Raw genomic sequence first — 25,739 nt, forward strand, 5'->3', positions numbered from 1 at the left:
GGCCTGCCTGAACCGGTGCCGCGGCGCTGGTCAGGCCTGGCGGCGCTCTTTCGACTTCGCCGCCCGCGCCTTGCGCACTTCCTTCGGATCGGCAATCAGCGGGCGGTAGATTTCCACCCGGTCGCCCTCGCGCAGCACCTGTGTCGGCGCCACCGCCTTGCCGAATACGCCGAGCTTGGCGTTCTCGAGGTCGACCCCTTCAAACTTCTGCGTCACCCCGGACTGTCGCGCGGCTTCCAGCGCCGTCGTGCCTTCCGCAACGCTCAGGCTGATAATGGCCTGCTTGCCCGGCAGGGCATAGGCCACTTCGACATTGATAGTGCCCGGCTCACTCATGGGGCTCAACCGTACAGCTGGCGCGCGCGTTTTTCCACCGCGCCGACCAGGTTATCGGATACCGAATCGAACAGGCGCGCCGCGGCAACCCCGAGCAGCGCGCTGCTGATGCTGAACTCCAGTTCCAGGCTGACCTTGCAGGCCTGCTCCCCCAGCGACAGGAACTCCCAGTTGCCGTGGAAGCGCTCGAAGGGGCCATCCACCAGTTCCAGCGAAATGTGGCGTGCATCCAGCAGGCGGTTGCGGGTGGAAAAGCTCTGCCTGACGGGCCCCTTGGCCAGGTCCAGTCGCGCCTCGATGAGATCCGCTTCCCGGCGCAATATCTGCGCGCCCACGCAGCCGTCCATATACGCGGGGTAGGCCTCGACATCGTTGACGAGGTCGAATATCTGCTGCGCCGGATACGGTAACAGGGCGCTGCGGTGAATGCGTGTCATCGGAAACTCTTCACTGAACCAGGCCCGCCACCAGCATCAACACCAGCGCGGGGGGCGTAATATAGCGCAGGACCCAGCGCCAAAGCGAGAACTGGGCCCGCGACTCCCGGCCGAGGCAGCGGCGCAACTGTTCCGGCCGCAGGCCCCAGCCCACCAGCACGGCGATCAGCAGCGCTATCAGTGGCAGCATGATGCCCGCCGCCAGGTAATCGATACGCCCGAGCAGGTTTTGCCAGCCATTCCAGCCGTACTCGCTCATGGACGCGGCGATCACCCAGCCGAGGCCCCAAACCAGCAGCGCCGCCGTCGCTGCCGCGGCGACGCGACCCAGGCGCAGGTATTGCTGGAGCAGGGTCACCAGGGGCTCCAGCAGCGCAGCGGCGGCACCCAGGCAGGCCATCGCCATCAGGGCGAAGAACAACACGCCAATGAACTCGCCCTGGCCGAGGTTGCCGTAGGCGTAAGGCGCGCCAATGAACAGCAGACCGGGGCCACCTGCGGGCAGCAGGTTGCTGGCGAGAATTACCGGCATGATGGCAATGCCGGCCAGCAGGGCCAGCAGGGTATCGAACAGCGCCACGGCCATGACCGAGCGCCCGAGCGGTATCTGTGCCGGGGCATAGGCTCCGAACACCAGCACGGCGCCGACGCCGGTGCCCAGGGACAGCAGCGCGTGGCCGAGCGCCGCCAGCACTGCTTCCAGGTTGAAATCCGCCAGCCGCGTGTTGAACAGGAAGTTGTGCGCGGCGGCGAGATCGCCGTTGTCGAACGCGAAGCCCACCAGCACCGCCAGCAGGGTCACCATCAACGGCACCAACAGCCAGGCCAGCGCCCCCAGGCCGCGCCGCACACCGGCCGCCAGTACTCCGCCAAGGAGCGCGGCGAACACCGTGAGCCAGCGAATCTGCATGGCGGTATCCTCGATCAGGTCGCTGAAGCGATCCGCCACTTCCGGCACGCTGGCGGCGGCGAAGACCTCGCCGCGGAAGAGGTTGAGATAGGCGAGACTCCAGGCGGCGACGACCGACTGGCAGGCGGCCAGCAGCACGCCGGTCAGCGCCATCAGCAGGCCCAGCCACATCCAGTGGCGGGAGGCGCCGGCGTCCTCCGCTGCAACCCGGATGGCCCGGATCGGGGCGGCCCGGCCCAGGCCGCCGAGGACCGCTTCAGCGCAGCAAACGGGAACCGCCACCAGAAACAGGCTGAGGACATAGGACAGCATGAATGCGGCGCTGCCGTAATTGCCCAGCAGCCAGGCAAAGCGCCATAGCGTGCCCAGTCCGACCGAGGCCGCCGCCAGCGCCAGTACGAATGTCGTGCGGCTCTGCCATCCGGGAAGCACTGCCTGTACAGCTGCAGTCACAGCATAATCCACTGTTTTATCATGGGCTTAGAGTGCCCGAGGCGGGCCGCGCAGAAAAGAGCAAGATTACCGTTTCAGCGCGCGCGGTGAACCGTATAATGCGCGCCATGGCAAAGAAACCGAAAGTCTCCGACAACACCATTGCGCGCAACAAGCGCGCCCGCTTTGACTTCGAGCTGCTCGAGTCCTTCGAGGCGGGCGTCTCGCTGACCGGCTGGGAAGTGAAAGCGCTGCGCATGGGCAAGGGCAACCTCACCGACTCCTACGTACTGATGAAGAACGGCGAGGCTTTCCTGCTCGGCGCCCAGATCGTGCCGCTGGACACCGCCTCCACCCACTTTGTGACCGACCCGACCCGCACCCGCAAACTGCTGCTGCACAAGAAGGAACTGGCACAAATACTGGAAGGGACCTCGCAAAAGGGGCTGACCTGCGTGTGCACCGACCTTTACTGGAAGGGACACCTGGTCAAGGCGCGGATCGCCCTGGCCCGCGGCAAGAAATCCCACGACAAGCGCGACACCGAGAAAGACCGCGACTGGCAGCGGCAGAAACAGCGTGTAATTCGCGATAACGTCAAACAGTAAGCCCGGTTGTTATCAGGCCAGGCGAGCTTAGACAGACTCGGTCTAAAACCCGCCTTGCGGTAAGCTCCCGCGGCTACCATAGTTAAAATGTGGCAGGTATTCCTTACCCCCAACGCACACACGGAACGTCCTTGCCACGGGTATACGGTGTTAACCGCAACACTCTCCCATGGAGGAGAGTGCCGGGTGAGGGACCCTGGCGCGATGCAATTCCCTCACTATAGGCAATACCCCCCCGGCCGCAGTCGATTGCTCCCCGGCAACCGGTTGCGGCTTTCTATTGCTGGTGGCCGGCGTTTTCCAGCTCCGCGCGTGAATGCTGCTCCACCGGGTGGGCCAGTTCCCAGCGCCGCCACAGCAGGTACACCACCGGAATCACGAAGAGTGTCAGCAGCACGGCACTGAGCATCCCCCCCACCATTGGCGCCGCCAGACGGCTCATCACCTCTGCGCCGGTACCACTGCCATGCAGGATCGGCAGCAAGCCGAAAATGGTCGCCGTCGCCGTCATCAGTACCGGGCGGACCCGGCGGCTGGCACCGGACAACACCGCGGCGTCCAGCGCCGCCCTGTCGCGGGCGGATGCCTCTGTGCTTTCCTGCAGGTCACGCCAGGCCTGGTCGAGATAGACCAGCATGATCACACCGGTCTCTACCGCCACCCCGGCCAGCGCAATCACACCTACCCCCACGGCGATCGACAGGTTGTAATCCAGCAGGTAAAGCAGCCAGACACTGCCGACCAGGGCCAGCGGCAGGCAGGCCATCAGGATCGCCACTGGCGCAAAGCGGCGGAAATTGAGGTAGAGCAACAGGACGATCAGGCCCAGGGTCAGCGGCACCAGGTAGAGCAGGCGCTCACCGGCGCGCTGCATGTACTCGTACTGGCCGGACCAGCTGATGGAGTAGCCCGGGGGCAGGTCCAGCTGCGCGGCCACTGCCGCCTGCGCCGCCTCCACGTAGGAGCCCACATCACTACTGGCGAGATCGACGAAGGTCCAGCCATTGAGCCGGGCGTTTTCACTCTTGATCCCGGGGGGCCCATCCTCCACCCGCACGCTGGCCACGTCGCCCAGCGCGATGCGCTGCCCCGCCGGGGTGATCACCGGCAGCAGGCCCAGTTGTTCCGGCGAGTCGCGGTAGTCCTGCGGGTAGCGCAGGTTGACCGGGTAGCGCTCCAGGCCCTCCACGGTGCGGGTGATGTTCACCCCGCCCACTGCACTGGCGATGACCTGCTGGACATCGGCAATGTTCAGGCCGTAGCGCGCTGCCCGCGCCCGGTCGATGTCGACATTGATATAGCGCCCGCCGGCCACCCGCTCCGAATAGACCGACGCCGTACCGGGCACCTCCGCCAGGATGGTCTCCAGTTGCCTGCCGATGCTTTCGATCACCGCCAGTTCGGGCCCGGCTACCTTGATGCCCACCGGAGTCTTGATGCCGGTGGCGAGCATATCGATACGGGTCTTGATCGGCATCACCCAGGCGTTGCTCAGCCCGGGCATCTGTACCAGCTGGTCGAGCTCCGCCTGCAGCGATGCCGTCGTCACCCCTGGCCGCCACTGCTCGCGGGGTTTCAGCTGGATGAAGGTTTCGATCATGGTCAGCGGCGCAGGATCGGTGGCGGTCTCCGCCCGGCCGATCTTGCCGAACACTGTCGCCACCTCCGGCACCGTGCGAATCAGCTTGTCGGTCTGTTGCAGGACCTCCCGCGCCTTGCCGATCGACAGGCCGGGATAGGTGGTGGGCATGTACATCAGGTCGCCCTCGTCCAGCGTGGGCATGAACTCGCTGCCCAGCCGCGACAGGGGCCACAGACCGCTCAGCACCAGCAGCAGGGCCAGCACCAGCGTGGTCCGCGGCCGCGCCAGCGCCGCCCGCAGGGCCGGCGTGTAAGCGCCCACCAGCGCCCGGTTGACCGGATTGCGGCCCTCCGCGGGCAGCTTGCCGCGCACACAGTAGCCCATCAGCACCGGCACCAGGGTCACCGCCAGCGCCGCGGCGGCGCCCATCGCGTAGGTCTTGGTCAGCGCCAGCGGGGTGAACATGCGGCCCTCCTGGGCTTCCAGGGTGAACACCGGGATAAAGCTCACGGTGATGATCAGCAGGCTGAAAAACAGTGCCGGGCCGACCTCCGAGGCGGCGGCCGCCACCACCTGCCAGCGGTTGGCGCGGGTGACCTCGGTGCGCGAGTAATGCCGGTGCAGGTTTTCCACCAGCACGATGGCGCCGTCGATCATCGCGCCGATGGCGATGGCGATGCCGCCGAGTGACATGATGTTGGCGTTCAGGCCCTGCAGGTACATCACCACGAAGGCCGCGAGAATCCCCACCGGCAGGCTGATCACCGCCACCAGCGAGGAGCGCAGGTGAAACAGGAATACCAGGCAGACCAGCGCCACCAGCAGCAATTCCTCGCCCACCTTCTGCCAGAGGTTGCGCACCGCGCGGTCGATAAGGCCGGAGCGATCATAGACCGTTACCAGTTCCACCCCCTCCGGCAGGCTGCCGCGCAGCTGTTCGAGGCGTTCCCTGACCGCGGCGATGGTCGCGCGGGCGTTCTCGCCATAGCGCATGACCACAATGCCGCCGGTAACCTCGCCCTCGCCGTCCAGCTCGGCAATACCGCGGCGCATCTGCGGGCCGATATCGATCTCCGCGACGTCCTGCAGCAACAGCGGCGTACCGTTGTCGTTGACCCCGAGGGGGATATGCCGCAGGTCGTCGAGGCCCTCGATATAACCGGTCGCACGCACCATGTACTCCGCCTCGGCCATCTCCACCACCGAGGCGCCCACCTCCTGGTTGGCCGCGCGAATGGCATTCTGGATCAGCGACAGCGGAATGCCGTAGGCGCGCAGGCGATCCGGGCTCACCTTCACCTGGTACTGGCGCACCATGCCGCCCACAGTGGCGACCTCGGACACCCCGGGCACCCCCTGCAGCTCATACTTCAGGAACCAGTCCTGCAGGCTGCGCAACTGGGCGAGGTCGTGCCTGCCGGTGCGATCCACCAGCGCATAGATATAGACCCAGCCCACGCCGGTGGCATCCGGGCCGAGTTGCGGGCGCGCACTCTCGGGCAGCGAGGGCGCCACCTGGCTCAGGTATTCCAACACCCGGCTGCGCGCCCAGTAGAGGTCGGTGTCCTCGTCGAAGATCACGTAGACGTAGGAATCCCCAAAGAAGGAAAAACCGCGCACGGTCACAGCGCCGGGCACCGACAGCATGGCGGTGCTCAGCGGATAGGTGACCTGGTCCTCAACGACCTGCGGCGCCTGGCCCGGATAGCTGGTCTTGATAATCACCTGCACATCCGAGAGGTCCGGGATGGCGTCCACCGGGGTCTGGCGCAGGGAGAAAATCCCCGCCCCTACCAGGACCAGTGTCGCCAGCAGCACCAGCAGGCGATTGGCTATCGACCAGCGAATAATCCCCTCAATCATGGTCGTGCGCTCCCGCGTCGCCGTGCTTCTGCATCGCGTCCGGCGCATCCGTGGCGGCGTGGTTCGCATGCGCATCACTGCTGTGGGCAGCATGCTCCGACGCGGGTTTGCCTGCGCCGCCGGGCACTTCCATGCGCGCGAATTCCGCGCGCCGGCTGGACTCTGAATCGAGCAGGAACTGGGCGGAAGTCACCACCTCATCACCTTCGCCAATGCCGTCGAGGATTTCCACCAGCTCGCCGCCGTAGCGCCCGGCGCGCACCGGCACCGCGCGGAAGCGGCCCTCGCCGAGGGCCAGTACCAGCCGCTCGCCTTCGCCGCTGCGGATCAGCGCCTCCCGGGGTACGGCGAGTACCGGTTGGTCATCCCCGGCGTGGATGGTCACCTGGGCAAACATGTTCGGCCGCAGCTCCCTGGAATCGTTGGCAAAGCGCAGCCTGACCCGCAGGGTACGGGTCGCCGGGTCCAGCGAGGGGTAGACGTAATCGACCCTGCCGGACCACTGCTTGCCGGGTATCGATTCCAGCGCCATGGTCACCGGCAGGCCGCGACGAATGCGCGCGGCCTGGCGCTCGAAGACTTCCGCCTCGACCCAGACTTCATCCAGGGCGGCTATCGCCATCAGCGTGTCCCGCGGGCCGATAAAGAAGCCCTCGCGGATTTTCAGCGCGTCGACCACCCCGCCACCGGGCGCCAGGTAAGTGACTGTCTGCTGTACCTGGCGCTCGCGCTTCAGGGTCTCGATAAAGGCATCGCTCAACTGCAGCGCCCGCAAGCGATTCTCCGCCGCGCGCTGCAGGGTGGCATTGTCGCGGCGCAGGGCGAGCAGGAATTCCTCCTGCGCGTTGACCAGTTCGGGGGAATAGAGATCGTAGAGTGGCTGCCCGGGGGCAACCGGGTCGCCCGCGGCCTTGACGTAGAGCTTTTCAATCCAGCCCTCCACCCGCGGGTGTACGTGCACCAGGCGGTCCTCGTCGTACTGCACGTAACCCACCGTGCGGATATCAACCGGCAATATCTCGCGCCGGGCCGGCGCACTGCGCACCCCGAGCTTGTTGACCACGGCAGGCGAAATTTGCACCGTACCCGCCGGCTGCTGGCTGGCGTACACCGGCACCAGGTCCATACCCATGGGCGACTTGCCCGGCTGGTCGCGGCGGTAGTTGGGATCCATGGGCGCCACCCAGTACAGCGGCTGCTCCTCCGCGGGTGCGTTGTTTGCCACCGGGTCAGCGGCGGACCAGTGATTGCCCAGCAAAGCGCCGACGGCCACGCCTGCAGCAAGGACGCCAATCAGTGTGAACGAAGTCTTCATGCGGCTGGCTCCTCATCATTGGCGGGCTGCAGGTAGTAGTTGATCCGGGCAATCGACTTGAGCCGCTCCACGTCGAGGGACAGGGCGTCGATATGCGCGTTGAGTTCGTCGATGCGGGCGCGCACCACCTCGGCAAAATCCCCCGCGTCGTGGGTGTAGGCGGCAAGCGCAGCCTGGGCCTGGTCGCCAATTTCCGGCAACAGGCGGTCGCGGTAGAGTGCGCGGCGCTCTTCCAGTCGCTGCAGCCGCGACCACTGGCCGAGGAACTCCCCGACCATCCGGCGCAGCGCGAGTGCGCGCTCGGTGCGCACCGCCTCGGCACTGGCCGTCGCCGCCTGCACCTGCTTGTCCTGGCGGCTCGCGGAAAACAGCGGCAGGTCAACGGCGACACCGACGGAAAAGAAGTCCGGGCGATCCATCCCCGCGGGATCGTCCTCGCGATAGCCGTAGCTGGCGTTCAGGCGCCACTCGGGCCGGTAGCCCTGCTCGGCAATATCGATCCCCGTCTGCGAGGCATCCAGGCGCCGGTCTATCCCCCTGATTGCCGGGTGTTGCTGCAACTGCTCGCCCAGGATCACGGGCGACGGGTTGCTGGCAACAGTGGTCAGGTCCGTCCCGGCCAGCGGCAACAGTTGCAGGGCGGGCAACCCGCTGGCCGGTTCGATCCGCGCCACTGCGGTCGCACCCTCGGCGGGCAGCCACTGGCGCAACCGGGACTGGGCACTCTCGCGCTGTGCCCGCAGGCTGGCCAGCCGGTCGTCGAGACGGGTCAGTTCCAGCTGGGCGCGCACCAGGTCGTTCTGGCTGGTGCCGCCCAGGGCAGTGGCGTAGCGGGATTCGGCCACGCTTACCAGCTGCTCGAACAGTTCGCGGTCATCCTCGATCAGGCGGATGGATTCTCGGGCCAGCCAGGCATCGAGCCAGAGCTCGGCTACCGACACCGCCACCTGTGCCCGGCGGTCCTGGCGGGTGAAGGGCAGCTCCCGGCCCAGTTCGTCGAACTGGCGCTGACGCAGCTCACGGCTGTCACCGCGCGGCAGGACCTGGGTTAGACCCACCGTGAACTGGGTCATCGCCTCCTGGTTGAAGTCGAAGGTATCGGTCGGCAGGTTGGCGAATCCCGCGCTCAACAGCGGATCCGGAAGGCTGCCCGCGGCCTCCCCCTGGGCGACCAGCGCCAGCTCTTTCTGCTTGCTGCCATCGAGCCAGGGATCACTGGCCTGGGCGATCGCCACCGCCTGTTGCAGTGGTAGTTGGGACCAGGCTGGCCCAGCCTGTACAAGGAGGCCCAGCACCAGCACTGCACAGCGCCGCCGCTGGACGCGATTGTCTGATTGCGTTTTCACTTTCCCGCTTCCTGTCTGGTAACACACCGGCCACGCGCTTTGCGGTGGCATCAGGTGCCGGCGCGCGGCCGGCGCGGACAGGATTCAGCCGAAATTCAGGCGTACCTGTCCCGTGCAGTCAGGCAGAGGGGGGACGTTGGGGCGTTTCGCTGTGCGCGCGTGGATGGCTGGGTGTGACTGAACTCAACCAGCTGGCGGCGGGGGATGTGGCTTCAAACAGGGAAGCCGGTGGCAGCAGTGCATGTATCGCGCAGCTGCCCTTGAGGCACTGATGGCTGTCACAGCAATTGGGGGACATTGATCCCTGGTCAGTGTCCGCCATGGCCATGGCGTGGTGGGCTGAGTGGTCCATATCCGCGCTCATCGCTGTCGCGGCGCTGTCTCCCGGCATCGACTGGCAGGCAACCGCCTGCCCGGCCAGAGTCTGGCAGAGCAGCAGCAGGGCCAGCAAGCTGGCCAACATTGTGCGCAGGCGCGGCGACATCGCGAATGGTTTCCTCGGGCTCACCCATCAGTGTAGCAGCCCGATAATAAACCTTCCTGCCGGTGGAAGGTCAATCCTGAATACCACTTTCCAGCCGGGCGCCGGACTCAGATCAAGCGAGCGCCCGCCACAGCATGCGGCCACCGACCAGCAGCAGGAACAGCCCGAACGCGAGATTTAGCTGGCGCTTGTCCAGGCGATGGGCAAGCGCTGCACCCACTGGCGCGGTCAGGATGGTCATCGGCGCGATGGCGGCGACACCGATGAGATTCACATAGCCGAGGCTGCCCGCGGGGAGCCGCGGGTCGCCCCAGCCGCTGGCCACGAAGCCCAGCGCACCGGGCACCGCGATCAACAGGCCGAACAGGGCCGAGGTACCCACCGCCCGGTGAATCGGCTGGCTCATCAGGGTCAGCGCCGTGACGCTGAAAGTACCCCCGCCGATACCGAGCATCGCGGACAGCAGGCCGATCAGTGAAGGGGTCAGCGCACCCTTCACCCCGCGCGGGACATCCGGCCAGGGCCGGTATTCATCCAGCGGCAACACCATCTTTATCGCGATCAGCACCGCCACCGCGCCAAACAACAGGGCCAGGGCGTGGCCGTGGACCAGCCCGGCCAGCAGTGAGCCCAGCAGCGAACCGAGGAAGATGAAGGGTCCCCAGTGACGCACCAGTCCAGTATCCACCGCTCCCCGGGCATGGTGCGCGCGGGCCGATGAAACACTGGTGAACATGATCGTAGCCAGCGAGGTGCCCACCGCGATGTGCATGCGAATGGCCGGGTCCACGCCCTGCAGGCCCAGGGCAAAATCCAGGACCGGCACGATGATAATGCCGCCGCCGACCCCCAGCAGGCCGGCCAGCACGCCCGCCGCCGCGCCGGTGGCGAGCATGGTGAGCAACAGGAGAACGAGGTCAGTCACGGGAATCCGGGGGCTCCGGGGCAGGCGAAGCGGCGAGGATACACGGGCGCGGTGGCCGCTACCAGCAGGCCTCGGCGGGTTGCGGCGGCGGCCGCAAGCGCCGGTTTGTCCCGCTTGCGACACTCCCCGGCCGACTGCGCGGGGCCACAGCACCAGGCGGATCGCCCTGTCGCGAATGCGACAAAGCGCCACCCGGTGGGTAAAAGTCCCCTGTCGGGTTTGCGACAGCGCGTCGCGCCCCATCGGCAGGATAAATAAAACCCCATATTTTTCATAGAGTTAAAAACACCCAATCCGAGTGCACGATGGCACAGGCCATGCAATTTCCTATTTGAAGCCGGGTTATCGAGCAATCCCTGCAACGGCCCGGCTGGCTCTCTTTCGAGATGATGAACAACCCGAATAGCGAGGTATGGACATGGCAAAGATAGGCCTGTTTTTTGGCACGGATACCGGCAAGACGCGCAAGGTCGCCAAAATGATCAAGAACAAGTTCGACGATGAACTGATGGCCAAGCCGGTCAATGTAAATCGCGCAAACGTCGATGAATTCGCAAGCTACAGTTACCTGATTCTCGGCACGCCCACACTTGGCGAAGGCCTGCTGCCCGGCCTGTCCGCCGACTGCGAGGGCGAAAGCTGGGAGGAGTTCCTGCCGCAACTGGAGGATGTCGACTTCAGCGAGCGCACGGTGGCCATCTACGGTCTCGGCGACCAGGTGGGTTACGCGGACGAGTTCGTCGACGCCATGATGGAGGTCTACGAGTTCTTCACCGAGCGCGGCGCGAAGGTGGTCGGCGCATGGCCCACCGAAGGTTACGAGTTCGAACATTCGGAAGCGCTGCTGGACGGCAAGTTTGTCGGCCTGGCCCTCGACCTCGACAACCAGTCCGGTCTTACCGAACAGCGCCTGGACGCCTGGCTGGCACAGATCGCCGGCGATTTCGGCCTGCCGCTCTAGACACTACCCCCGCGTCAGGGCAAAAGGGAAACGCCGGCGCGAGCCGGCGTTTTTTCTGCTATCGCGCTTTTCGCTTCAGGATGCCGCGCCCAGCGCCTGCTGCTTCCCGGCGCTACCCTGCTCAGGCAGTCGGAATGTTTTCTGCACTTCGAGTGCCGGCGGCTCGCCCTCGCTCACCTCGATGCGACAGCTGTTCAGTCCCTCCAGGCTCGGCAGTTCGAACATGGTGTCGCACAGCGTGGTTTCGAGCAGGGCGCGCAGCCCGCGTGCCCCGGTACCGCGTTCCAGCGCCTGTTCAGCGATGAACTCGATCGCCTCGTCGCTGAATTCGAGATTCACCGACTGGTAGGCAAACAGCTGGCGGTACTGCTTGAGCAGCGCGTTCTTCGGTTTCACCAGGATGGTTTTCAGCGCTTCCACATCCAGTTCCTGCAGGAAGGTCACCACCGGGAAGCGGCCGATGAACTCCGGTATCAGGCCGAAGCGTTGCAGGTCTTCCGGCTGCAGCGCGGCCAGCAGTTCGTTGTTGCTGAACTCGCATTCCTCCGGCAGCGACGCGTTGAAACCGATACCCGCCTGGCGCGGTTGCAGTCGCTTGCCGATGAGTTCCACCAGGCCGGGGAACGCACCGCCGACAATAAACAGGATGTTCTGGGTATTGATGGTGATCTCCTCGCCGTGCCCCTCGCGCTGACCGGGCCGGGTAACCCGGACCTCGGCGCCCTCGATCATTTTCAGCAGGGCCTGTTGTACCCCCTCCCCGGAAATATCGCGCACTGCGGCGCCGCCGTCACCGCGGCGGGCGATCTTGTCGATCTCGTCCACGTAGACGATGCCCCACTCCGCGCGCTGCACATCCCAGTCCGCGGCCTCCAGCAGTCGCTTCAGCAGGCTCTCGACATCCTGGCCGACATAGCCGGCCTGGGTCAGGGCAGTGGCATCGCCAATGACAAAGGGCACACCGATAATTTTCGACAGGGTCTTCACCAGCAGGGTCTTGCCCGCGCCCGAAGGCCCGGTCATCAGGACATTGGATTTCTCCACCTCCACACATTCGCCCTGCATGTTTTCGGTGTGCGCAAAGGGCAGGTGCTCGTCCTGCTGGCTGAGCCGGATATAGTGGTTGTACAGCGCGACGGCGAGGGACTTTTTCGCACCTTCCTGGCCGATGATGTGCTCGTCGAGAAAATCCTTGATGACCGCCGGGGTTTTCAGTTCCGGCGCCTGCAGCACCGCTTTGCGCCCCCAACTGGACACGACCTGGTGAGCGAGCTTCACGCACTTTTCACAGATGTGGCCCTCGTTGCCGGCAATCAGGGGAATACTCGCGGATTTCTCCACCCCGCAGAAGGAACAGCGTAGTACCGCGGCGGACTGGCCCTGGTTCGATTGGGTCATGCGTATTCCTCCGTTGGTGTCTCGACAGTCTCGCCCTTGGCGCTGAGCAGTTCCCTGACCCAGCGGCGGGTGTGGCGCGAACGCTCCCGCTCCTGCATTTTCTCGGTCAGGCTCTCGCGGATGTCGGCCAGCGGCGCCACGCCGCCGGGCTGGATCGCCTCGCAGAGCAGGATGTGGATGCCCACGGGAGACTCGACCAGGTCACTGATCTGCCCTTTGCGCAGGCCGAACAGCACTGCGCCGAGCTCCGGGTACAATGAGTCGCGCTTGACCTCACCCAGCAGGCCGCCCTGCAGCGAGGTCGGACATTCGGAGTGTTTCATCGCCTGATCGGCGAAGCGCCCCGGGTGCTTGCGCAGGCGCTTGAGAATCTGGCCGGCGCGACGCAGGGTCGCCTCGCGGGTATTCTCGGCAAACTGGGGATTGATGGTCAGCAGGATGTGCCGCACCGTGCGCTGTTCCTCACGGCTGAAGCGTTCGCGGTTCAGGTAGTAGAACAGGTTGATCTCCGTATCCCCTACCCGCGCTGCACGGGAGCCCACCAGGCCCAGCACCGCCTCGACCCGCAACTCCCGTTCCAGTGCGTGCTTGAGGTCCTCGAGGCGCAACTGGTTGCTGGCCAGCTCGGCGTAGAAGGCATTTTCGTCGCCGTAACGTGCGCAGATCTGCTCCACGGCCTTGTCCACCTGCGACCCCGGCACGACGACATCCGCTGCTTCGGCACTGCCCAGCACCGCCTGTTCAATCAGGAATTCCCGGGCCGCGATGGACCTGACCTCGGCGTAGTCCTTCGCATCCAGCGCCGCCGGCGCCTTGCCGTATTTTTCCGTGGCGATACGCAGCAGCCGGTAATTGACGCTCGCTTTCTCCGGAGAACTTTCCAGCAACACCTCACTGACCTCCCTGTCCGGCAGCGACCGCATCCCCGGTCGGCACGGACGCTTGATCGCTTTCCTCGAAGCCATCGAGGGCCGCCTCGGGAACCTGGAAAACACGCTCGGCGAAGCGCACGTGGTAGAGAATCATGCCGGGCTCGCGGAGGACCTTCTGCACTTCGCCCGTTTGTCCGGCCGTCACGATCACCTCACCGGCCACCGACAGCGGCAGGGTGGAGACCACCTTGTCGCGGAATTCGAAGCGGTTCTGGATCCACTCCGCATCGGCGGGGATCAGCTCCTCCTCGCGGCACCCCACGGTCCGGCCGTCCTCGATAAAGTGCACCCGGTAGATGAGCTGGTCCTGCAGGTATGTACCGACATCGTAAACACAGCCTATGGCGCCGCGCCTGATCAGCAGCGCGCCGACCTCCATGCCCGGGTAAGTGCCGTCGTTGCGGACATTCCTGGTCAGTCGGACTTCCTCGCCGTATTCAAAACGCGGTTGCACCGGCTCAACCCTCCAGCAGTGATTCCACGGAGACAAACCCCGCCTGCGCGCCGTGGGTCTTGAACACCTTGAAGACCTTCTCGGTCAGCGCATCGGACTCGACGAAGTCCTGGTAGGCCCGCTCCAGCAGGGCCTTGTAGGCCGCCGCCATGGCATCGTCGTTACCGGCGTGGGTGTCGGTCAGCGACTCGCTTTTGTCCAGGTAATCGTGGAAGCGCTGCATGATGTGCAGCCGGTTCACGTGGACGACGGCGGGGTCGAAGGGGATGTCGAAATAGTCCAGGAAATCCTCGGCGGAACTGAGTTCCTCCAGCGCGTCTTCCAGGGTCAGTTCATCGTTCATGGTGATTCCTCTCTCGGGGCCGGGTTAAACGCTACTTGCCGCAACTTCCAGTACTGCACCGCCCGGCCTGGCGGCCAGCGCCGTGGGCGTCATCGCCCGCAACAGCGCGCCCGCCCCCAGGCGATCCTTGACGTCCAGTTCCATTACCTTGTTCAGCATGCGCACACCGCTTTCGATTTCGCCGAGGCGCAGGTGCAGGTAGGCCGCCCCCTTCAGGGCCAACAGGTAAAAACGCACCAGCGTGAAGGACTGGGCCACCCCGTTGGCCAGGTTGGTCGCGTTGATTTCCGCCCACTCATCGGGGAAATAGATATCCGGCGCAACCGCGGCCATCGCCCGGTGAGCCACGTCGATGGCGTCCCGGTAGCGGTGCTGGTAATAGTAAAAGCGGTACATGGCGACCAGCACGGTCAGGTTCTGCGGCGCGAGCAGGAAGGCCTGTAACAGCAGGGGTTCCGCGCGGCCTTCCGCATAGGCATCGGAAGCGGTCGCCAGCAGGTTCTCGACCTCTGCCGACATGGGCTTTTCGAAATACAGGCCCTGGGCGTCAAAATCCTGTAAATCCATCTTGAACTCCTACTGGTTTACCACCAGGCCGCGGGCGCAATCGCGCTCACAGATCTCGTTGTCCGGGTCGCAGTCGACTTCCGCGACTGCCACTTCCTTTGCGCCGCCGACCTGCAGTTCCAGCGCATCCAGGCGGTCCAGCAGGCAGGCGATGACCTTGGAAACCGGGTCGGGAATCAGGTGGTGGTCCAGGTCGACCCCGTAGGGATTGAGGGTGCCGGCGCTGCGCACCTTCACCACCTTGCCGGGGATGCCGACCACCGTGCAGGCCGCCGGCACCGATTCCACCACCACCGAGTTGGCGCCTACCCGGGCATTGCTGCCCACGGTGATATTGCCGAGGATCTTGGCGCCGCAACCGACCAGTACACCGTCTTCCAGCGTCGGGTGGCGCTTGCCCTTGTTCCAACTGGTGCCGCCGAGGGTAACCCCGTGGTAGAGCGTGACGTTGTTGCCGAGAATGGCGGTCTCGCCAATCACCACACAGGCGCCGTGATCGATGAATATCCTTGCGCCAAGTTGTGCGCCGGGGTGGATGTCCACGTTGCTGATAAAGCGGCCAAAGGCGGACAGCCAACGCGCGGTGAAGCGCCAGCCGCGCAGCCACAGGCGGTGGCTCAGGCGGTGCATCATGAGCGCGTGCACCCCCGGATAGGTCGCCAGCACCTCCAGGGTGGTGCGCGCCGCGGGATCGCGCTCGAACACACAGGCGATATCCTCTTTCCACTCCTGCCAGAGCGACTTGCGCCGGCTGGTCTCGACACACGTATTGGTTGTGCAACAGTCCATCAGGCACCTCCCAGCGGCAGGGAAACCGCGCTCAGCGTATCCGGCACAACCGCATCCAGCGCCAGGTACATGTCCATCAGTTCTTCGGCTTGCGGGCTGCGCTTGGTGGCTGTCACCAGCACCCGCAGCTGCGAGAGCAGGACTGGCACCTGCCAGTCGAGCAGTTCGATATTCAGTTCCCGGTAGGAGCGGCGCAGCATTTTGCCGCCGGAGTGCTTGCCCAGCACCAGCTGGTGGGACTTGCCGAGCTCCTCCGGGTCGAGACCCTGGTAGTTGCGGCGGTCCTTCATCAGGCCGTCGACATGGATACCTGCCTCATGGGTGAAAACACCGGCCCCGACCACGCTCTTCTGCCAGGCGACCGTGCGGCCCGAGGCATCCTCCACCAGCTTTGAGAGCTGTGGCATGCGGCGCATATCCAGCCCAACATCGATTCCGTGCAGGTACTTCAGCGCCAGCGCGCACTCCTCCAGCGGCGCGTTGCCGGCGCGCTCGCCGAGACCATTGACCGTGGTGTTGATATGGCTCGCGCCCGCCGCCACCGCCGCCAGGGTATTGGCAGTGGCAAGCCCGAAGTCGTCGTGGGCGTGCATCTCGATATCGAGGTCCAGCTGCGCATGCAGGCGCGCGATTCTCTCGCGCACGGTGAAGGGTTCCATCACACCCACTGTGTCCGCGAAGCGCAGGCGCGATGCCCCGGCCATGGCGGCCGCCTCGCCGACGCGCAGCAGGAAATCCATATCGGCGCGCGAGGCGTCCTCACAGCCCACGCAGACCTCGTAGCCGAGATCGCGGGCTTCCCGCACCAGCTGCCCGACGCGCTGCAAAACCCCGTCGCGGTCGCTGCCGAGCTTGTGCAGGATTTGCTGGTCGGATACGGATACCGAGAGGTCCAGCATGTCCACCGGGATGCCGCGGGCGGCCTCGAGGTCGTACGCGGTCATCCGGCACCACGCCAGGGTGCGCAGCGGCAGCCCGAGGCCGACAATTGCGCGCATCACCTCGCGCTCTTCGTCGCCCATGGCGGGAATGCCAATCTCCAGTTCCGGAACCCCCACCGCCGCCAGCTGGGTGGCAATCTGCAGCTTTTCCTCGGGGTTGAAGGCGACACCGGAACTCTGCTCACCGTCGCGGAGGGTGGTGTCATCGATGATGACTGTGCGCTGTTGCTGGCTCACGGCGGGCTCCTCAGGCGTACACGGGGGCGAAAGCCGCCTCGGGATTTTCCACCGGACCCTGCTCGCCCCAGTAGGGTGAAAGCTTGCGCAGCTGGGCGACCACCGGGGGCACAGCCTCGATCACCCGCTCGATTTCTTCCATGGTGTTGTAGCGCGACAGGGAGAAACGCACGGTGCCGTGCGCCGCGGTATAGGGTATGCCCATGGCCATCATCACGTGGGACGGTTCCAGCGAACCCGAGGTGCAGGCGGAACCGCTGGAGGCCGCGATACCCAGCTTGTTGAGCAGCAGCAGGATCGCCTCGCCCTCGATGTACTCGAAGGCGATGTTGGCCGTGTTGGGCAGCCGGTTGCCGACATCACCGGTAGCAAACGCGTGGGGGACCGCTGCGAGAATGCCTTCCTGCAGGCGATCGCGCATCGCCTTGACCACGGTGTTTTCGTGCTCGAGGTTGGCCAGCGCCAGTTCCGCCGCCACCCCGAGGCCGATGATCGACGTGACGTTCTCGGTGCCGGCGCGGCGCCCGCGCTCCTGGTGGCCGCCACGCAGCAGCGGGCGGAAGCGGGTGCCGCGTTTCAGGTAGAGGACGCCGACGCCCTTGGGCGCATGCAGCTTGTGGCCGGAAAGCGACAGCATGTGGATCGGGCTGCCCTCCAGTTCGATGGGAATCTTGCCCACCGCCTGCACCGCGTCGGTGTGGAACATGATACCGGCGTCGTCCGCCATCTGCGCCATTTCGAGCACCGGGAAGATGGTGCCGGTCTCGTTGTTGGCCCACATCACACTGACCACGGCGACGTTGTCGCTGAGCAATGAGCGGTATTCCTCGAGGTCGAGCCTGCCGCGCTCATCCACCTTCAGGCGGTGCACGGTATAACCCTCGGTCTCGAGGAACTCGCAGAGATTGAGCACCGCCGGGTGTTCGACCACGGTAGTGATGATCTCGCGGCGTTCAGGCTGCGCCCGCAGTGCGGAAAGTATCGCGGTGGAATCCGATTCCGAGCCGCAGGAAGTGAAGATGATCTCCGAGTCGTGTTCCGCGCCGAGCAGGCGCTGTACGCTCTTGCGCGCCTTCTTCAGGGCAAAGCCGACCTGGTTGCCAAAGCTGTGCATCGAGGAAGGGTTGCCGAACTGCTCGGTAAAATACGGCATCATCGCCTCGACCACGGCGGGATCGCACTGGGTGGTCGCGTTGTTGTCCAGGTAAATATCAGCCATGACTCCTACCTCCGGTTCAGGCGCCAGCCTGGTGTTGTGCGGCAGCTGCCTTGTCGAGTGGAATAACCTTGACGAACTCGCCGAGGGCCTCAATCAGCTTCTGCTGTATACCGCCCACGGTCATCGCCGCCATCTGGCAACCGCTGCAGGCGCCGACCAGATTCACGTAGATGTTCTTGCCGTCGACGTCGACCAGTTCGCAGTCGCCGCGGTCGGCCTGCAGGTTGGGTCGGATCTGCTCGATCACCGCCTCGATCTTCTTGATCCGCTGGAAGGCGGACATACCCGCGGGGGCAGCCGGCGCCGGCACTGCCGGGGCTGCGGGTTCCGGTGTCTCCAGGGTGACCAGGGTTTGCTTTTTCCTGGCCGCGACTTTCGCCACCGGGGCGGCGACAAACACTTCCCCGCGCGCTTCCAGTTCTTCGGCGAGGATGTTCTCGATCCCCTCGTGGCAGGAGGAGCAGCCACCCCCGGCCTTGGTGTAGTTGGTGACGTCCTCCACCGTGCTCAGGTTGTTGGCGCGAATCGTATCGCGGATGTACACGTCGTCGATGGCGAAGCACTTGCAGACCAGTGCGCCCTCTTCGTGGTCGTCGACCCACTCCTCGCCGCGGTAGTTCGCCACCGCTGCCTGCAGGGCTTCGCGGCCCATCACCGAACAGTGCATTTTTTCCGGCGGCAGGCCGTCGAGGTAATCGGCGATATCCTGGTTGCTGATGGTCAGCGCCTCGTCGAGGGTTTTGCCCTTGACCATTTCGGTGAGCGCCGAAGAAGAGGCGATTGCAGACCCGCAACCGAACGTCTGGAAGCCGGCGTCGAGGATGACCTCGCTCTCCGGGTCGACCTTCAGGGTCAGGCGCAGGGCGTCGCCGCAACTGATGGAGCCCACATCACCGGTGGCGTTCGCTTCAGCAACCGCGCCGGCATTCTTGGGGTTGTAAAAGTGTTCCTTGACCGTTTCCGAGTAGTCCCACATGGTTCAAGATCTCCTGGCGCAGTGCCGGACGGGGTGTCGTATGAGCTGCATCCGTCTCAGCAGGTGAATGATTTTCCGCAGCCACAGCTGGCCGTAGCGTTGGGGTTTTCGAACTTGAAACCGGTGCCTTCAAGGCCGTCGATGAAATCGACAGTGACACCGTCGAGCAGGCCGGCACTGTCGCCGTCCACCAGTACTTTCACACCGGTGAAATCGAGCACCGAGTCGGCTTCGCCGACACTCTCTTCAAGGCGCATGCCGTACTGCAGCCCGGAGCAGCCACCGCCCTCCACCTTGATTCGCAGTCCGGCGATGGGTTTGCCCGCGGACTCGATGAAACGTTGCACTGCGCTGACGGCACTGTCGGTCATGTTGAGCATGGTGTTGCCTCCGTGGATGCTTGATTGCTGCCTGTAGGGAGGAAAGTGCAATCCACATGCCACACCGGTGAAACAATTTTTAATGCAGTTGAATCAGTGACTTAGCGTTATCGGGAGGGCTTTGGTCGCTGTCGGGAAGGGCACCTGCGGCGGGATTTGTCGGACTTGCTACACGGGCCCCGCGGGGGCGATGTCGCATTCCGACTCAGGCGAGTTGCAACAGGCGGTAGCGCACGGCGGCATTGAAAATACGGGTTCCCCCGGCCTCTCCCACCACCTGCCCGAGGCGCTCGCGGTCGAGCACCTCCACCCCGGCGATAAAGTCCACACCGTAGTCCGCCCAATCGGCCAGCCAGGGCAGGCTGGGCCCCATGAGCACGCTGCGGGCATTGCGGCTCCAGTGCAGCAGGTCGGCCAGCGTGCCGTTGGCCAGGCTGCTGGCGGTAATAAAGGCCCAGTCGGCCTGGGCGAGGACTTCCGGCGCGGCTTCCGCGGGCAGGTCCCCGGGACCGGGCCGGCGTTCGACGCACTGGTAGTCGAAGTCCGGCAGATGTTGCTCGATCCCCGGGTAGCGACCGATCACCACGACCCGGGCTCCGTCGAGCTGTCCGGCAAAGTGATGGAATACCGACAGGTGCGGGGCGGCCTCAAAACACAGGGGCTCGGCCGCCCGCAGCAGGGGATTGTCCGCGCCGTTCAGCACGGCATTGACGGTGGCAACCGCGGCGGCAACCTCGATGTGACGCTCGCTGCCGAGCCAGGGCAGCAGATTGTCCGCCGGACGTCCGGCGAGGGAGCCGGGCCAGTCGATATTGCGCGCCACCTGCAGCGGGCTGAAACACAGCCCCGTCGAGGCTTCCGTTTCCGCGATTGACCAGTTGAGACCGAAGAGCACCCGCTGCAGGCGGGCGGAACTCGCCGCCCGGTCCTGGAGCAGCGACATAATCGATGTTCTCGCCGCGACCACCCTCAGTCGCCGATGGCGGGCAACAGGCGCGGCTCGGCCTTGACCTGGTCGGGGCTGCCCCAGGCGGTCATCGCCTCGATCACCCACTGCGGTTTTGTCGGGTGGGCGCGCAGCACGTCGAATTCCGCGTAGATCTGCCCGCCACCGTGAATCAGCAGGTAGCCCAGCAGGGCCCCGGATTCGGTGCGCCATTCGGCGAACAGCGAGACACTGCCGTCGAAACAGTCCTTGCGCAGTTCCGGATTGACCAGCGGCTCCGCCAGCCGGCCAACCAGGTCCTCGAAGCCGTAGCGGCGCATCTGGGCCTGCAGCGCATCGCGCAGCTGGGCTATGGTCGGGCGTTCCAGCTCCATCCGCTGCAGCAGTTCATCCGAGTCGCGCAGCTGGTCTGTTGTCATATTGTTCACCGGCGCCCCCTACCAGGCCGAGTCCGGGGCCAGTTTGTCGGCAACCGGCTCGCCGCCAGCGAGGTGCTGCGCGACGATGTGGTCGACGTCCTGTGGCTGGATGCCGCTGTAGAGATGGGCGCCGGGAAATACCAGCAGGTTGGCACCTGCGGTACAGGGCCCGAGGCAGGCGGTAGGCACGATGGACACCTGGTTCAGCAGGTTGCGCTGCATGACACTCTGGGACAGCGCCGGTAGCAGTGCTGCCGCGCCCTTCTCACCACAACTGCCGCGCGGATGACCGCTGGGGCGTTGCTGGGCGCAGACGAAAACGTGGAATTCGGGCTTGCCCATCTCACACCCCCACCAGCGCCTGGTGCGTGTGGCACTGCTTGGGACAGACCCGGGAACAGGACATGCAGCCGATACAGTCCAGCGCGTCCTTGATGGTCATCACCATCATCTCGTCGTCGTCATCGTAAAAATCATCGTCGTCATCGACCATTTCGCTGCGCTCGGTCAACTCGAAAACATCGCGCGGGCAGACCTTGTAACAGCGCCCGCAGCCGATACAGCGCCCGGCGTCCAGTTCGACGACAAACTCCGGCGTCCACTCGGCACCACCGCGGGTACGCCCGACAATTACCGCTTCTGTCATTTCTCGATACCTCTCATTGTCCCTGGGGCCACGGCGCGATTCCCGGAGCGGGACCTCAGCCGTCCAGTGCCTGGTAGCGGGCGTTGGTTTCCGCCCAGGCCTCACAGGCCGCGACGGTCTGCTGGGCCAGGCGGGTGAGCTCGGCGTAATCACTGAGCAGGCGATCCTCGACCAGGTCGTGAACCTGTGAGGCGTAGTCCATGGCAATGCGCTTTTTGCTGCTGACTTCCTTTTTCAGCGCTTTCAGTTCCTCGTCATCCATCTTGGTTGTCTCCTACAATTCGGCCACGGCGCGATGGGCGTCGACCAGGGCCACGGCCTGGGCTATCTGCTTTTCCAGGTCCTCGACCAGCTTTTCCAGCGAGTCGAAGCCGAAGCGATGAACGTCCCGCAGGGTCCGGTTGACCACCACCAGGCGGCCGACGGTGATCAGGGCCTTGCCGAAGCCCTCGTGGGAAAGATTGACCAGCGGCACCGCCATCAACTCCACCTCGCGCTCGATACCGGCGGCAATAGCGTTGTAATAGGCTTTCAGGCGCGAGATGGTGGTCTCGTCCGGATCGCCGACCACCGGTATTTCGCGGCGTCGCTCCTTGGTCAGGATCATCGGGTCGAGCACCTTGAAGTCCGGCCAGGTGTCGTAGGTGCCGTAACTGTCCAGTGCGCGCAACTGGGTGACGATCTGGCGCACCGCGGGATGCGCCATCAGGTCATCGCTTTCCTTCAATACTGCTTCGCTCATATTCACCTCGCATATTCAATGTCGCTGATAGGATTGGAAATCACCGGTGCCGCCTATTCCAGCCAGCCCTCGGTCTCCATGGCGTCGAAGCGGTCGCCCGTCTCCGCCTGGTTGCGCTGGAGCGCCTTGGCCAGCCAGCTCGACGGGCCCTCGCGCAATTCCTGCTGCAGGGCGCTGATCAGCGGGGCGATCTGCGCGCCCTCGCTGACCTTCACCGGCTGTACGCCCAGGGTCAGCAACTGGCGCACCGCGGAAGCGCCGCAGGCGCGGCAGTAGACGGCGACACAGTCCTGCAGCATTTCCAGTTTCACCGCCAGCTTGTCCTCGTTGCCGTCCTGGGCCAGGTCGCCGAACTCGGTGACATTGAGCAGCCGCGAACCGTCCATGCCGACACCGTAGATGGCAAAGGATCGGGCGGAGCCGAAGTGCTGGTTCACGGTTTCCCGGTCGGAGGTGGCGAAAGCCACCCTGAGCACTTCATCGCTCTCGCTTTCGTCGAGGACACGGAGTTGTCGGGTGACTTCGCTCATCAGTGGCTCCATTCACTCGAGGGCATCACCAGGGCGCCCTCGCCGATTTTTTGCGCATAGACCGAGTAATAGGGGGCGGTTTCCTGGTGGTGACTCATGACCAGGTTGGCGAGGTCGAACAGGGCCTGGGCCGAGCCGCGATAGCCGAACCAGCAGCGCTGGAATCCACCCACCAGGTCGTACTGGGGAAATCCCACGCGCAGGACCGGCACGCCGAGCCGCGCCGCGCTTTCGACACCGTGACTGTTGGCCAGCAACAACTGTGCGCCCCGCTCGCGGGCCAGCCGTTCCAGGTCCTCCAGGTCGCCGACCCGGACTTCGGCCAGGTCGCAATCGGCGAGCGCCGGTCCTTTCGCCGGCACCACCGCCACCACCGTTTCCGCACCCATGCCCCGCAGCAGGCGGTCATAGCCGACCAGCAGGTCGGGGTCTCCGGCGATGGCCGCCTTCGAGTGCCCGATCATGAAATGGGTATCGAGCATCGCGTCCTGCAGTTGCCGGCGCTGCTTCTGCCAGCGCGGGGGCACCGGCTGTCCGCTGATGTCCGCCAGGGCCATGAACCAGCCGTCCACCGCATCCAGCCCAAGCAGGTGACCGAACAGGTGGCTGGGTACGCCGCTGCGTTTTTCCAGCACCCGCGCCGCCGCGTGCATGCTCTCGCCCACCGCCAGGGTGGCGATACTCTCGCCCGCGGTGGCGATATCGTCGGCACAGACGCCGCCGGTAGTCAGGGCGTTGTGCTCGCTGTCCTCGAGGTGGCCGTCCAGCGACCCGGAGAGGTCGGGAATCAGCAGCGGCCGCAAACCGAAACTCTCGATACTGTCACTGACGAACTCGATATCGCCCGGAGTCAGGTTGGCGCCGCACAGGACATTGACCTGCCGCTTGCGCAGTCCCACCCTGGCGTGGTCCTCGGGCACCAGAGTCTCTATGATGCCGCGCACGGCCAGGGCGAAGCCGCTCTCGAAGCTGCCGGTAAAATCCGGCGTGTTCACCGCCACTACCGCGACATGGTCGAATTGCGGATTTTCGCTGCGAAACTCGTAGACTGCGCGACGGATGTCCGCTCCCTGGGTCTCCGCCAGGCCGGTGGTCACCAGGCCAATCATCGCCGGCTGGTTCTTTTCACTGATCACCCGCAGTGCCTCGACGATATTGTCGTCGGCGCCCATCACCGAGCTGACCTGGTCCATGGCGGTGGTCTGCAGCGGGACCGGCTCGCGGAAATGCCGCACGAAGAACACCTTGGCGAAGGCGGTGCAGCCCTGGGAACCGTGCATCAGCGGCATGGCGCGGTTGACCCCGAGGAAGGCCAGTGCCGCACCCACGGTCTGGCTGGTCTTCAGCGGGCTGACCGAGAGCGCCTTGTTGCGCTTGATGATCTCCGTCATGCGCACACCCCCTGCGCGGTCAGCGCGCCGTCATCGGTTCCCGCCCAGGGTGCCGGTCGGCGCACCGCCTCCCACACCGGGCTCTCCAGGGTCAGCGCCAGCTGCCGCACCAGTTCCAGCATGCCGTCGTAGCCGGCGTAACCGAATTCGCGCTCCTGGTTGATATCGAGGAAGGGAATACGCGCCTTCAGGGCGGTGTACATGTTGCGCCCACCGGCGATGAGGATGTCCGCCTTGTAGTCCGCCACCGTCTGCAGCAGCACTTTCGGATTGCCCTCGTCGAGCATCTTGACGTCGTCGCCCATCAGTTCGCGGATGCGCGCCTTGTCTTCCTCGGTGGATTTCTTGGTGCCGGTGGCGACCACCTTCATGCCGAGGTCCTGCAGCGCGGAGATCACCGACCAGGATTTCACCCCGCCGGTATAGAGCAGCACCCGCTTGCCGGCCAGCCGCTCGCGCCAGGGCTCCAGCGCCGCGCGGACCTTTTTCTCCTCGCGTTGGATCAGCGCCTCGGTACGGGCAGTGAGGTCGGGATCATCGATCAGGCGGGCAAAGTCCCGCAGCGCCTGGGAGGTGTCGGTAATGCCGTAGAAGCTGCCCTCAAACCAGGGAATGGCGTAGCGCTCCTGCATCTTGCGCGCCACGTTGAGCATGGCCTTGGAGCAGACCATCATGTTCACTTCTGCCTTGTGCATGGTCTGCACCTCGCGGAAGCGGGCGTCGCCGGAGAGGGTGCAGAGCACGCGGATACCCAGTTCGTCGAGCAGCGGCAGCACGTACCAGAATTCACCGGCGATGTTGTATTCGCCGACCAGGTTGACGTCGTGGACGGTGATGCCGGGGCGCACGCTGGCCGCGGGCAGCGGGTCCGGCTCGCGACTGCCGATGACATACTTGACCATGGCATCGCCGGCGATGCGGTTGCCGAGGTTCTTGGTGCCATAGAATCCAGCCGCATCCACCGGCACCACCGGCACACCCCAGCGTTCCTCCGCGGCCCTGCACACGGCGTCGACATCGTCGCCGATCAGGGCGGGCACGCAGGTGTTGTAGACGAATACCGCCGGCGGCGCGTAGTCCTCAATGGCCTGCTTGATCGAGTGGAACAGGCGTTTCTCGCCTCGTCCCATCACCACATCCTGCTCGGTGAGGTCGGTGGTCATGCCGATGCGGTAGAGGTCCGGCCCGCTGGAGCGGGTGCCGCGGTTGTCCCAGGAGCTGCCGGCGCAGGCGATCGGGCCGTGGACGATATGGGCGACATCGGCGATTGGCAACAGCGCGATCTGCGCGCCGTCGAAGGCGCAGCCCCCGGCGGAAGCGCCGGGCTTGGGCTTGGCACAACCGGATTTCTCCTTCTTGTTGTGCTCACAGGCGGGCTCGTCGAGCAGTTCCGCGATGTCTTTGGCTTTCATCTACAGTCACCCTCACGGTCGGGGTGGCAGATACCACCCCTGTTGCGAGGTTCTGGTGCAATACTCAGGCCACAGGACTACATGGCTGATTTATAAAGACTTTCATCTTTCAGGAAGCTGTAAGACTTGCGACACCCACACAGCTTTGGCGGAAATACGACAAGTACCTCGGCCGCTTCCCGCTGGCGTGACCGGGACTGTCGCATTTGCGACAAACG

At 65.0% G+C, this 25,739-nt stretch carries 28 protein-coding genes; 2 read left to right on the forward strand and 26 right to left on the reverse strand.

The genetic code is table 11. The features are described from left to right. Window positions 1-30: 30 nt before the first annotated feature. The 3 genes from ACNKU3_RS11435 to ACNKU3_RS11445 are packed head-to-tail and all read right to left on the reverse strand — an operon-like array spanning window position 31 to window position 2,136. Window positions 31-336: an RnfH family protein gene (locus tag ACNKU3_RS11435; protein ID WP_418259599.1), complete on the reverse strand. Its 306-nt coding sequence runs from the start codon at window positions 334-336 to the stop codon at window positions 31-33. A 5-nt stretch (window positions 337-341) separates the two neighbouring features. Beyond that, entirely contained in the window at window positions 342-773 is a 432-nt protein-coding gene (locus tag ACNKU3_RS11440) for a type II toxin-antitoxin system RatA family toxin (RefSeq protein WP_418259600.1), read from the reverse strand. Between the two features lie 10 nt (window positions 774-783). After that, window positions 784-2,136: a sodium-dependent transporter gene (locus ACNKU3_RS11445; RefSeq protein WP_418259601.1), complete on the reverse strand. Its 1,353-nt coding sequence runs from the start codon at window positions 2,134-2,136 to the stop codon at window positions 784-786. A gap of 107 nt (window positions 2,137-2,243) precedes the next feature. Here ACNKU3_RS11445 and smpB point away from each other — a divergent pair, with 107 nt between their 5' ends. Next, entirely contained in the window at window positions 2,244-2,723 is a 480-nt protein-coding gene (gene smpB / locus ACNKU3_RS11450; RefSeq protein ID WP_418259995.1) for an SsrA-binding protein SmpB, read from the forward strand. A 277-nt stretch (window positions 2,724-3,000) separates the two neighbouring features. Here the strand turns inward: smpB and ACNKU3_RS11455 are convergent, their stop codons facing one another. The 4 genes from ACNKU3_RS11455 to ACNKU3_RS11470 form a co-directional block, all read right to left on the reverse strand. Further along, complete coding sequence (locus ACNKU3_RS11455; protein ID WP_418259602.1) at window positions 3,001-6,168, reverse strand: efflux RND transporter permease subunit; 3,168 nt, start codon at window positions 6,166-6,168, stop codon at window positions 3,001-3,003. Next, on the reverse strand, window positions 6,161-7,483 hold the full coding sequence (locus tag ACNKU3_RS11460) for an efflux RND transporter periplasmic adaptor subunit (RefSeq protein WP_418259603.1): 1,323 nt from the start codon (window positions 7,481-7,483) through the stop codon (window positions 6,161-6,163). The genes ACNKU3_RS11455 and ACNKU3_RS11460 overlap by 8 nt, the downstream gene beginning before the upstream one ends. Next, window positions 7,480-8,829: a TolC family protein gene (locus ACNKU3_RS11465; protein WP_418259604.1), complete on the reverse strand. Its 1,350-nt coding sequence runs from the start codon at window positions 8,827-8,829 to the stop codon at window positions 7,480-7,482. The genes ACNKU3_RS11460 and ACNKU3_RS11465 overlap by 4 nt, the downstream gene beginning before the upstream one ends. A gap of 596 nt (window positions 8,830-9,425) precedes the next feature. After that, window positions 9,426-10,238, reverse strand: a complete 813-nt coding sequence (locus ACNKU3_RS11470) for a sulfite exporter TauE/SafE family protein (protein ID WP_418259605.1) — start codon at window positions 10,236-10,238, stop codon at window positions 9,426-9,428. 418 nt (window positions 10,239-10,656) lie between these two features. Between ACNKU3_RS11470 and ACNKU3_RS11475 the strand changes: the two genes are divergently transcribed. After that, the gene (locus ACNKU3_RS11475) at window positions 10,657-11,199 is read left to right on the forward strand and encodes a flavodoxin (protein ID WP_418259606.1); all 543 of its coding nucleotides are present in this window, start codon (window positions 10,657-10,659) and stop codon (window positions 11,197-11,199) included. Window positions 11,200-11,274: 75 nt separating this feature from the next. Here the strand turns inward: ACNKU3_RS11475 and clpX are convergent, their stop codons facing one another. The 19 genes from clpX to nifE form a co-directional block, all read right to left on the reverse strand. Further along, window positions 11,275-12,597, reverse strand: coding sequence for an ATP-dependent Clp protease ATP-binding subunit ClpX (gene clpX, locus ACNKU3_RS11480; RefSeq protein WP_418259607.1), 1,323 nt, complete (start codon window positions 12,595-12,597; stop codon window positions 11,275-11,277). Further along, window positions 12,594-13,487 carry a nitrogen fixation protein NifM gene (gene nifM, locus ACNKU3_RS11485; RefSeq protein ID WP_418259608.1) on the reverse strand — a complete coding sequence of 298 codons (894 nt, stop codon included), beginning with the start codon at window positions 13,485-13,487 and terminating at the stop codon, window positions 12,594-12,596. The genes clpX and nifM overlap by 4 nt, the downstream gene beginning before the upstream one ends. 1 nt (window position 13,488) lies before the next feature. Next, window positions 13,489-13,983, reverse strand: coding sequence for a nitrogen fixation protein NifZ (locus tag ACNKU3_RS11490; RefSeq protein ID WP_418259609.1), 495 nt, complete (start codon window positions 13,981-13,983; stop codon window positions 13,489-13,491). A gap of 4 nt (window positions 13,984-13,987) precedes the next feature. After that, window positions 13,988-14,326, reverse strand: a complete 339-nt coding sequence (gene nifW, locus ACNKU3_RS11495) for a nitrogenase-stabilizing/protective protein NifW (protein WP_418259610.1) — start codon at window positions 14,324-14,326, stop codon at window positions 13,988-13,990. Between the two features lie 24 nt (window positions 14,327-14,350). Continuing rightward, window positions 14,351-14,893: a hypothetical protein gene (locus ACNKU3_RS11500; protein ID WP_418259611.1), complete on the reverse strand. Its 543-nt coding sequence runs from the start codon at window positions 14,891-14,893 to the stop codon at window positions 14,351-14,353. A 9-nt stretch (window positions 14,894-14,902) separates the two neighbouring features. Then, window positions 14,903-15,682 (reverse strand): serine O-acetyltransferase, encoded by a 780-nt coding sequence (gene cysE, locus ACNKU3_RS11505; protein ID WP_418259612.1) that lies wholly within the window; start codon window positions 15,680-15,682, stop codon window positions 14,903-14,905. Further along, window positions 15,682-16,860: a homocitrate synthase gene (gene nifV, locus ACNKU3_RS11510; protein ID WP_418259613.1), complete on the reverse strand. Its 1,179-nt coding sequence runs from the start codon at window positions 16,858-16,860 to the stop codon at window positions 15,682-15,684. The genes cysE and nifV overlap by 1 nt, the downstream gene beginning before the upstream one ends. Window positions 16,861-16,870: 10 nt before the next feature. Continuing rightward, window positions 16,871-18,079, reverse strand: a complete 1,209-nt coding sequence (gene nifS, locus ACNKU3_RS11515) for a cysteine desulfurase NifS (RefSeq protein WP_418259614.1) — start codon at window positions 18,077-18,079, stop codon at window positions 16,871-16,873. A 16-nt stretch (window positions 18,080-18,095) separates the two neighbouring features. Continuing rightward, window positions 18,096-19,055, reverse strand: coding sequence for a Fe-S cluster assembly protein NifU (nifU, locus tag ACNKU3_RS11520; RefSeq protein ID WP_418259615.1), 960 nt, complete (start codon window positions 19,053-19,055; stop codon window positions 18,096-18,098). 56 nt (window positions 19,056-19,111) lie between these two features. Next, window positions 19,112-19,435 carry a HesB/IscA family protein gene (locus ACNKU3_RS11525; RefSeq protein ID WP_418259616.1) on the reverse strand — a complete coding sequence of 108 codons (324 nt, stop codon included), beginning with the start codon at window positions 19,433-19,435 and terminating at the stop codon, window positions 19,112-19,114. A gap of 205 nt (window positions 19,436-19,640) precedes the next feature. Further along, on the reverse strand, window positions 19,641-20,378 hold the full coding sequence (locus ACNKU3_RS11530) for a Rossmann-like domain-containing protein (protein WP_418259617.1): 738 nt from the start codon (window positions 20,376-20,378) through the stop codon (window positions 19,641-19,643). Window positions 20,379-20,404: 26 nt separating this feature from the next. Next, window positions 20,405-20,800 carry a hypothetical protein gene (locus ACNKU3_RS11535; protein ID WP_418259618.1) on the reverse strand — a complete coding sequence of 132 codons (396 nt, stop codon included), beginning with the start codon at window positions 20,798-20,800 and terminating at the stop codon, window positions 20,405-20,407. Window positions 20,801-20,818: 18 nt separating this feature from the next. Further along, window positions 20,819-21,142 (reverse strand): (2Fe-2S) ferredoxin domain-containing protein, encoded by a 324-nt coding sequence (locus ACNKU3_RS11540; protein WP_418259619.1) that lies wholly within the window; start codon window positions 21,140-21,142, stop codon window positions 20,819-20,821. 1 nt (window position 21,143) lies between these two features. Beyond that, on the reverse strand, window positions 21,144-21,446 hold the full coding sequence (gene fdxB, locus ACNKU3_RS11545; RefSeq protein WP_418259620.1) for a ferredoxin III, nif-specific: 303 nt from the start codon (window positions 21,444-21,446) through the stop codon (window positions 21,144-21,146). A gap of 55 nt (window positions 21,447-21,501) precedes the next feature. After that, entirely contained in the window at window positions 21,502-21,708 is a 207-nt protein-coding gene (locus ACNKU3_RS11550; RefSeq protein ID WP_418259621.1) for a CCE_0567 family metalloprotein, read from the reverse strand. A 12-nt stretch (window positions 21,709-21,720) separates the two neighbouring features. Next, complete coding sequence (locus tag ACNKU3_RS11555; protein WP_418259622.1) at window positions 21,721-22,188, reverse strand: NifX-associated nitrogen fixation protein; 468 nt, start codon at window positions 22,186-22,188, stop codon at window positions 21,721-21,723. A 53-nt stretch (window positions 22,189-22,241) separates the two neighbouring features. Then, a complete protein-coding gene (locus tag ACNKU3_RS11560; protein WP_418259623.1) occupies window positions 22,242-22,718 on the reverse strand; it encodes a NifB/NifX family molybdenum-iron cluster-binding protein in 477 nt (158 codons plus the stop codon). Further along, window positions 22,718-24,109, reverse strand: coding sequence for a nitrogenase iron-molybdenum cofactor biosynthesis protein NifN (gene nifN / locus ACNKU3_RS11565; protein ID WP_418259624.1), 1,392 nt, complete (start codon window positions 24,107-24,109; stop codon window positions 22,718-22,720). The genes ACNKU3_RS11560 and nifN overlap by 1 nt, the downstream gene beginning before the upstream one ends. Then, on the reverse strand, window positions 24,106-25,521 hold the full coding sequence (gene nifE / locus ACNKU3_RS11570) for a nitrogenase iron-molybdenum cofactor biosynthesis protein NifE (protein ID WP_418259625.1): 1,416 nt from the start codon (window positions 25,519-25,521) through the stop codon (window positions 24,106-24,108). The genes nifN and nifE overlap by 4 nt, the downstream gene beginning before the upstream one ends. Between the last annotated feature and the right edge of the window lie 218 nt (window positions 25,522-25,739).

It is taken from the genome of Haliea sp. E17, assembly GCF_048323675.1.
Classification (GTDB): Bacteria; Pseudomonadota; Gammaproteobacteria; order Pseudomonadales; family Halieaceae; genus Mangrovimicrobium.

Excerpts from the sequence above, each read along its gene's own strand:
- ACNKU3_RS11435 (WP_418259599.1), bottom strand. The coding sequence starts at position 336 with ATGAGTGAGCCGGGCACTATCAATGTCGAAGTGGCCTATGCCCTGCCG.
- ACNKU3_RS11440 (WP_418259600.1), bottom strand. The coding sequence starts at position 773 with ATGACACGCATTCACCGCAGCGCCCTGTTACCGTATCCGGCGCAGCAG.
- smpB (WP_418259995.1), top strand. The coding sequence starts at position 2,244 with ATGGCAAAGAAACCGAAAGTCTCCGACAACACCATTGCGCGCAACAAG.
- ACNKU3_RS11455 (WP_418259602.1), bottom strand. The coding sequence starts at position 6,168 with ATGATTGAGGGGATTATTCGCTGGTCGATAGCCAATCGCCTGCTGGTG.
- ACNKU3_RS11460 (WP_418259603.1), bottom strand. The coding sequence starts at position 7,483 with ATGAAGACTTCGTTCACACTGATTGGCGTCCTTGCTGCAGGCGTGGCC.
- ACNKU3_RS11475 (WP_418259606.1), top strand. The coding sequence starts at position 10,657 with ATGGCAAAGATAGGCCTGTTTTTTGGCACGGATACCGGCAAGACGCGC.
- clpX (WP_418259607.1), bottom strand. The coding sequence starts at position 12,597 with ATGACCCAATCGAACCAGGGCCAGTCCGCCGCGGTACTACGCTGTTCC.
- nifW (WP_418259610.1), bottom strand. The coding sequence starts at position 14,326 with ATGAACGATGAACTGACCCTGGAAGACGCGCTGGAGGAACTCAGTTCC.
- ACNKU3_RS11500 (WP_418259611.1), bottom strand. The coding sequence starts at position 14,893 with ATGGATTTACAGGATTTTGACGCCCAGGGCCTGTATTTCGAAAAGCCC.
- cysE (WP_418259612.1), bottom strand. The coding sequence starts at position 15,682 with ATGGACTGTTGCACAACCAATACGTGTGTCGAGACCAGCCGGCGCAAG.
- nifS (WP_418259614.1), bottom strand. The coding sequence starts at position 18,079 with ATGGCTGATATTTACCTGGACAACAACGCGACCACCCAGTGCGATCCC.
- nifU (WP_418259615.1), bottom strand. The coding sequence starts at position 19,055 with ATGTGGGACTACTCGGAAACGGTCAAGGAACACTTTTACAACCCCAAG.
- ACNKU3_RS11525 (WP_418259616.1), bottom strand. The coding sequence starts at position 19,435 with ATGCTCAACATGACCGACAGTGCCGTCAGCGCAGTGCAACGTTTCATC.
- ACNKU3_RS11530 (WP_418259617.1), bottom strand. The coding sequence starts at position 20,378 with ATGTCGCTGCTCCAGGACCGGGCGGCGAGTTCCGCCCGCCTGCAGCGG.
- ACNKU3_RS11535 (WP_418259618.1), bottom strand. The coding sequence starts at position 20,800 with ATGACAACAGACCAGCTGCGCGACTCGGATGAACTGCTGCAGCGGATG.
- ACNKU3_RS11540 (WP_418259619.1), bottom strand. The coding sequence starts at position 21,142 with ATGGGCAAGCCCGAATTCCACGTTTTCGTCTGCGCCCAGCAACGCCCC.
- fdxB (WP_418259620.1), bottom strand. The coding sequence starts at position 21,446 with ATGACAGAAGCGGTAATTGTCGGGCGTACCCGCGGTGGTGCCGAGTGG.
- ACNKU3_RS11550 (WP_418259621.1), bottom strand. The coding sequence starts at position 21,708 with ATGGATGACGAGGAACTGAAAGCGCTGAAAAAGGAAGTCAGCAGCAAA.
- ACNKU3_RS11555 (WP_418259622.1), bottom strand. The coding sequence starts at position 22,188 with ATGAGCGAAGCAGTATTGAAGGAAAGCGATGACCTGATGGCGCATCCC.
- ACNKU3_RS11560 (WP_418259623.1), bottom strand. The coding sequence starts at position 22,718 with ATGAGCGAAGTCACCCGACAACTCCGTGTCCTCGACGAAAGCGAGAGC.
- nifN (WP_418259624.1), bottom strand. The coding sequence starts at position 24,109 with ATGACGGAGATCATCAAGCGCAACAAGGCGCTCTCGGTCAGCCCGCTG.
- nifE (WP_418259625.1), bottom strand. The coding sequence starts at position 25,521 with ATGAAAGCCAAAGACATCGCGGAACTGCTCGACGAGCCCGCCTGTGAG.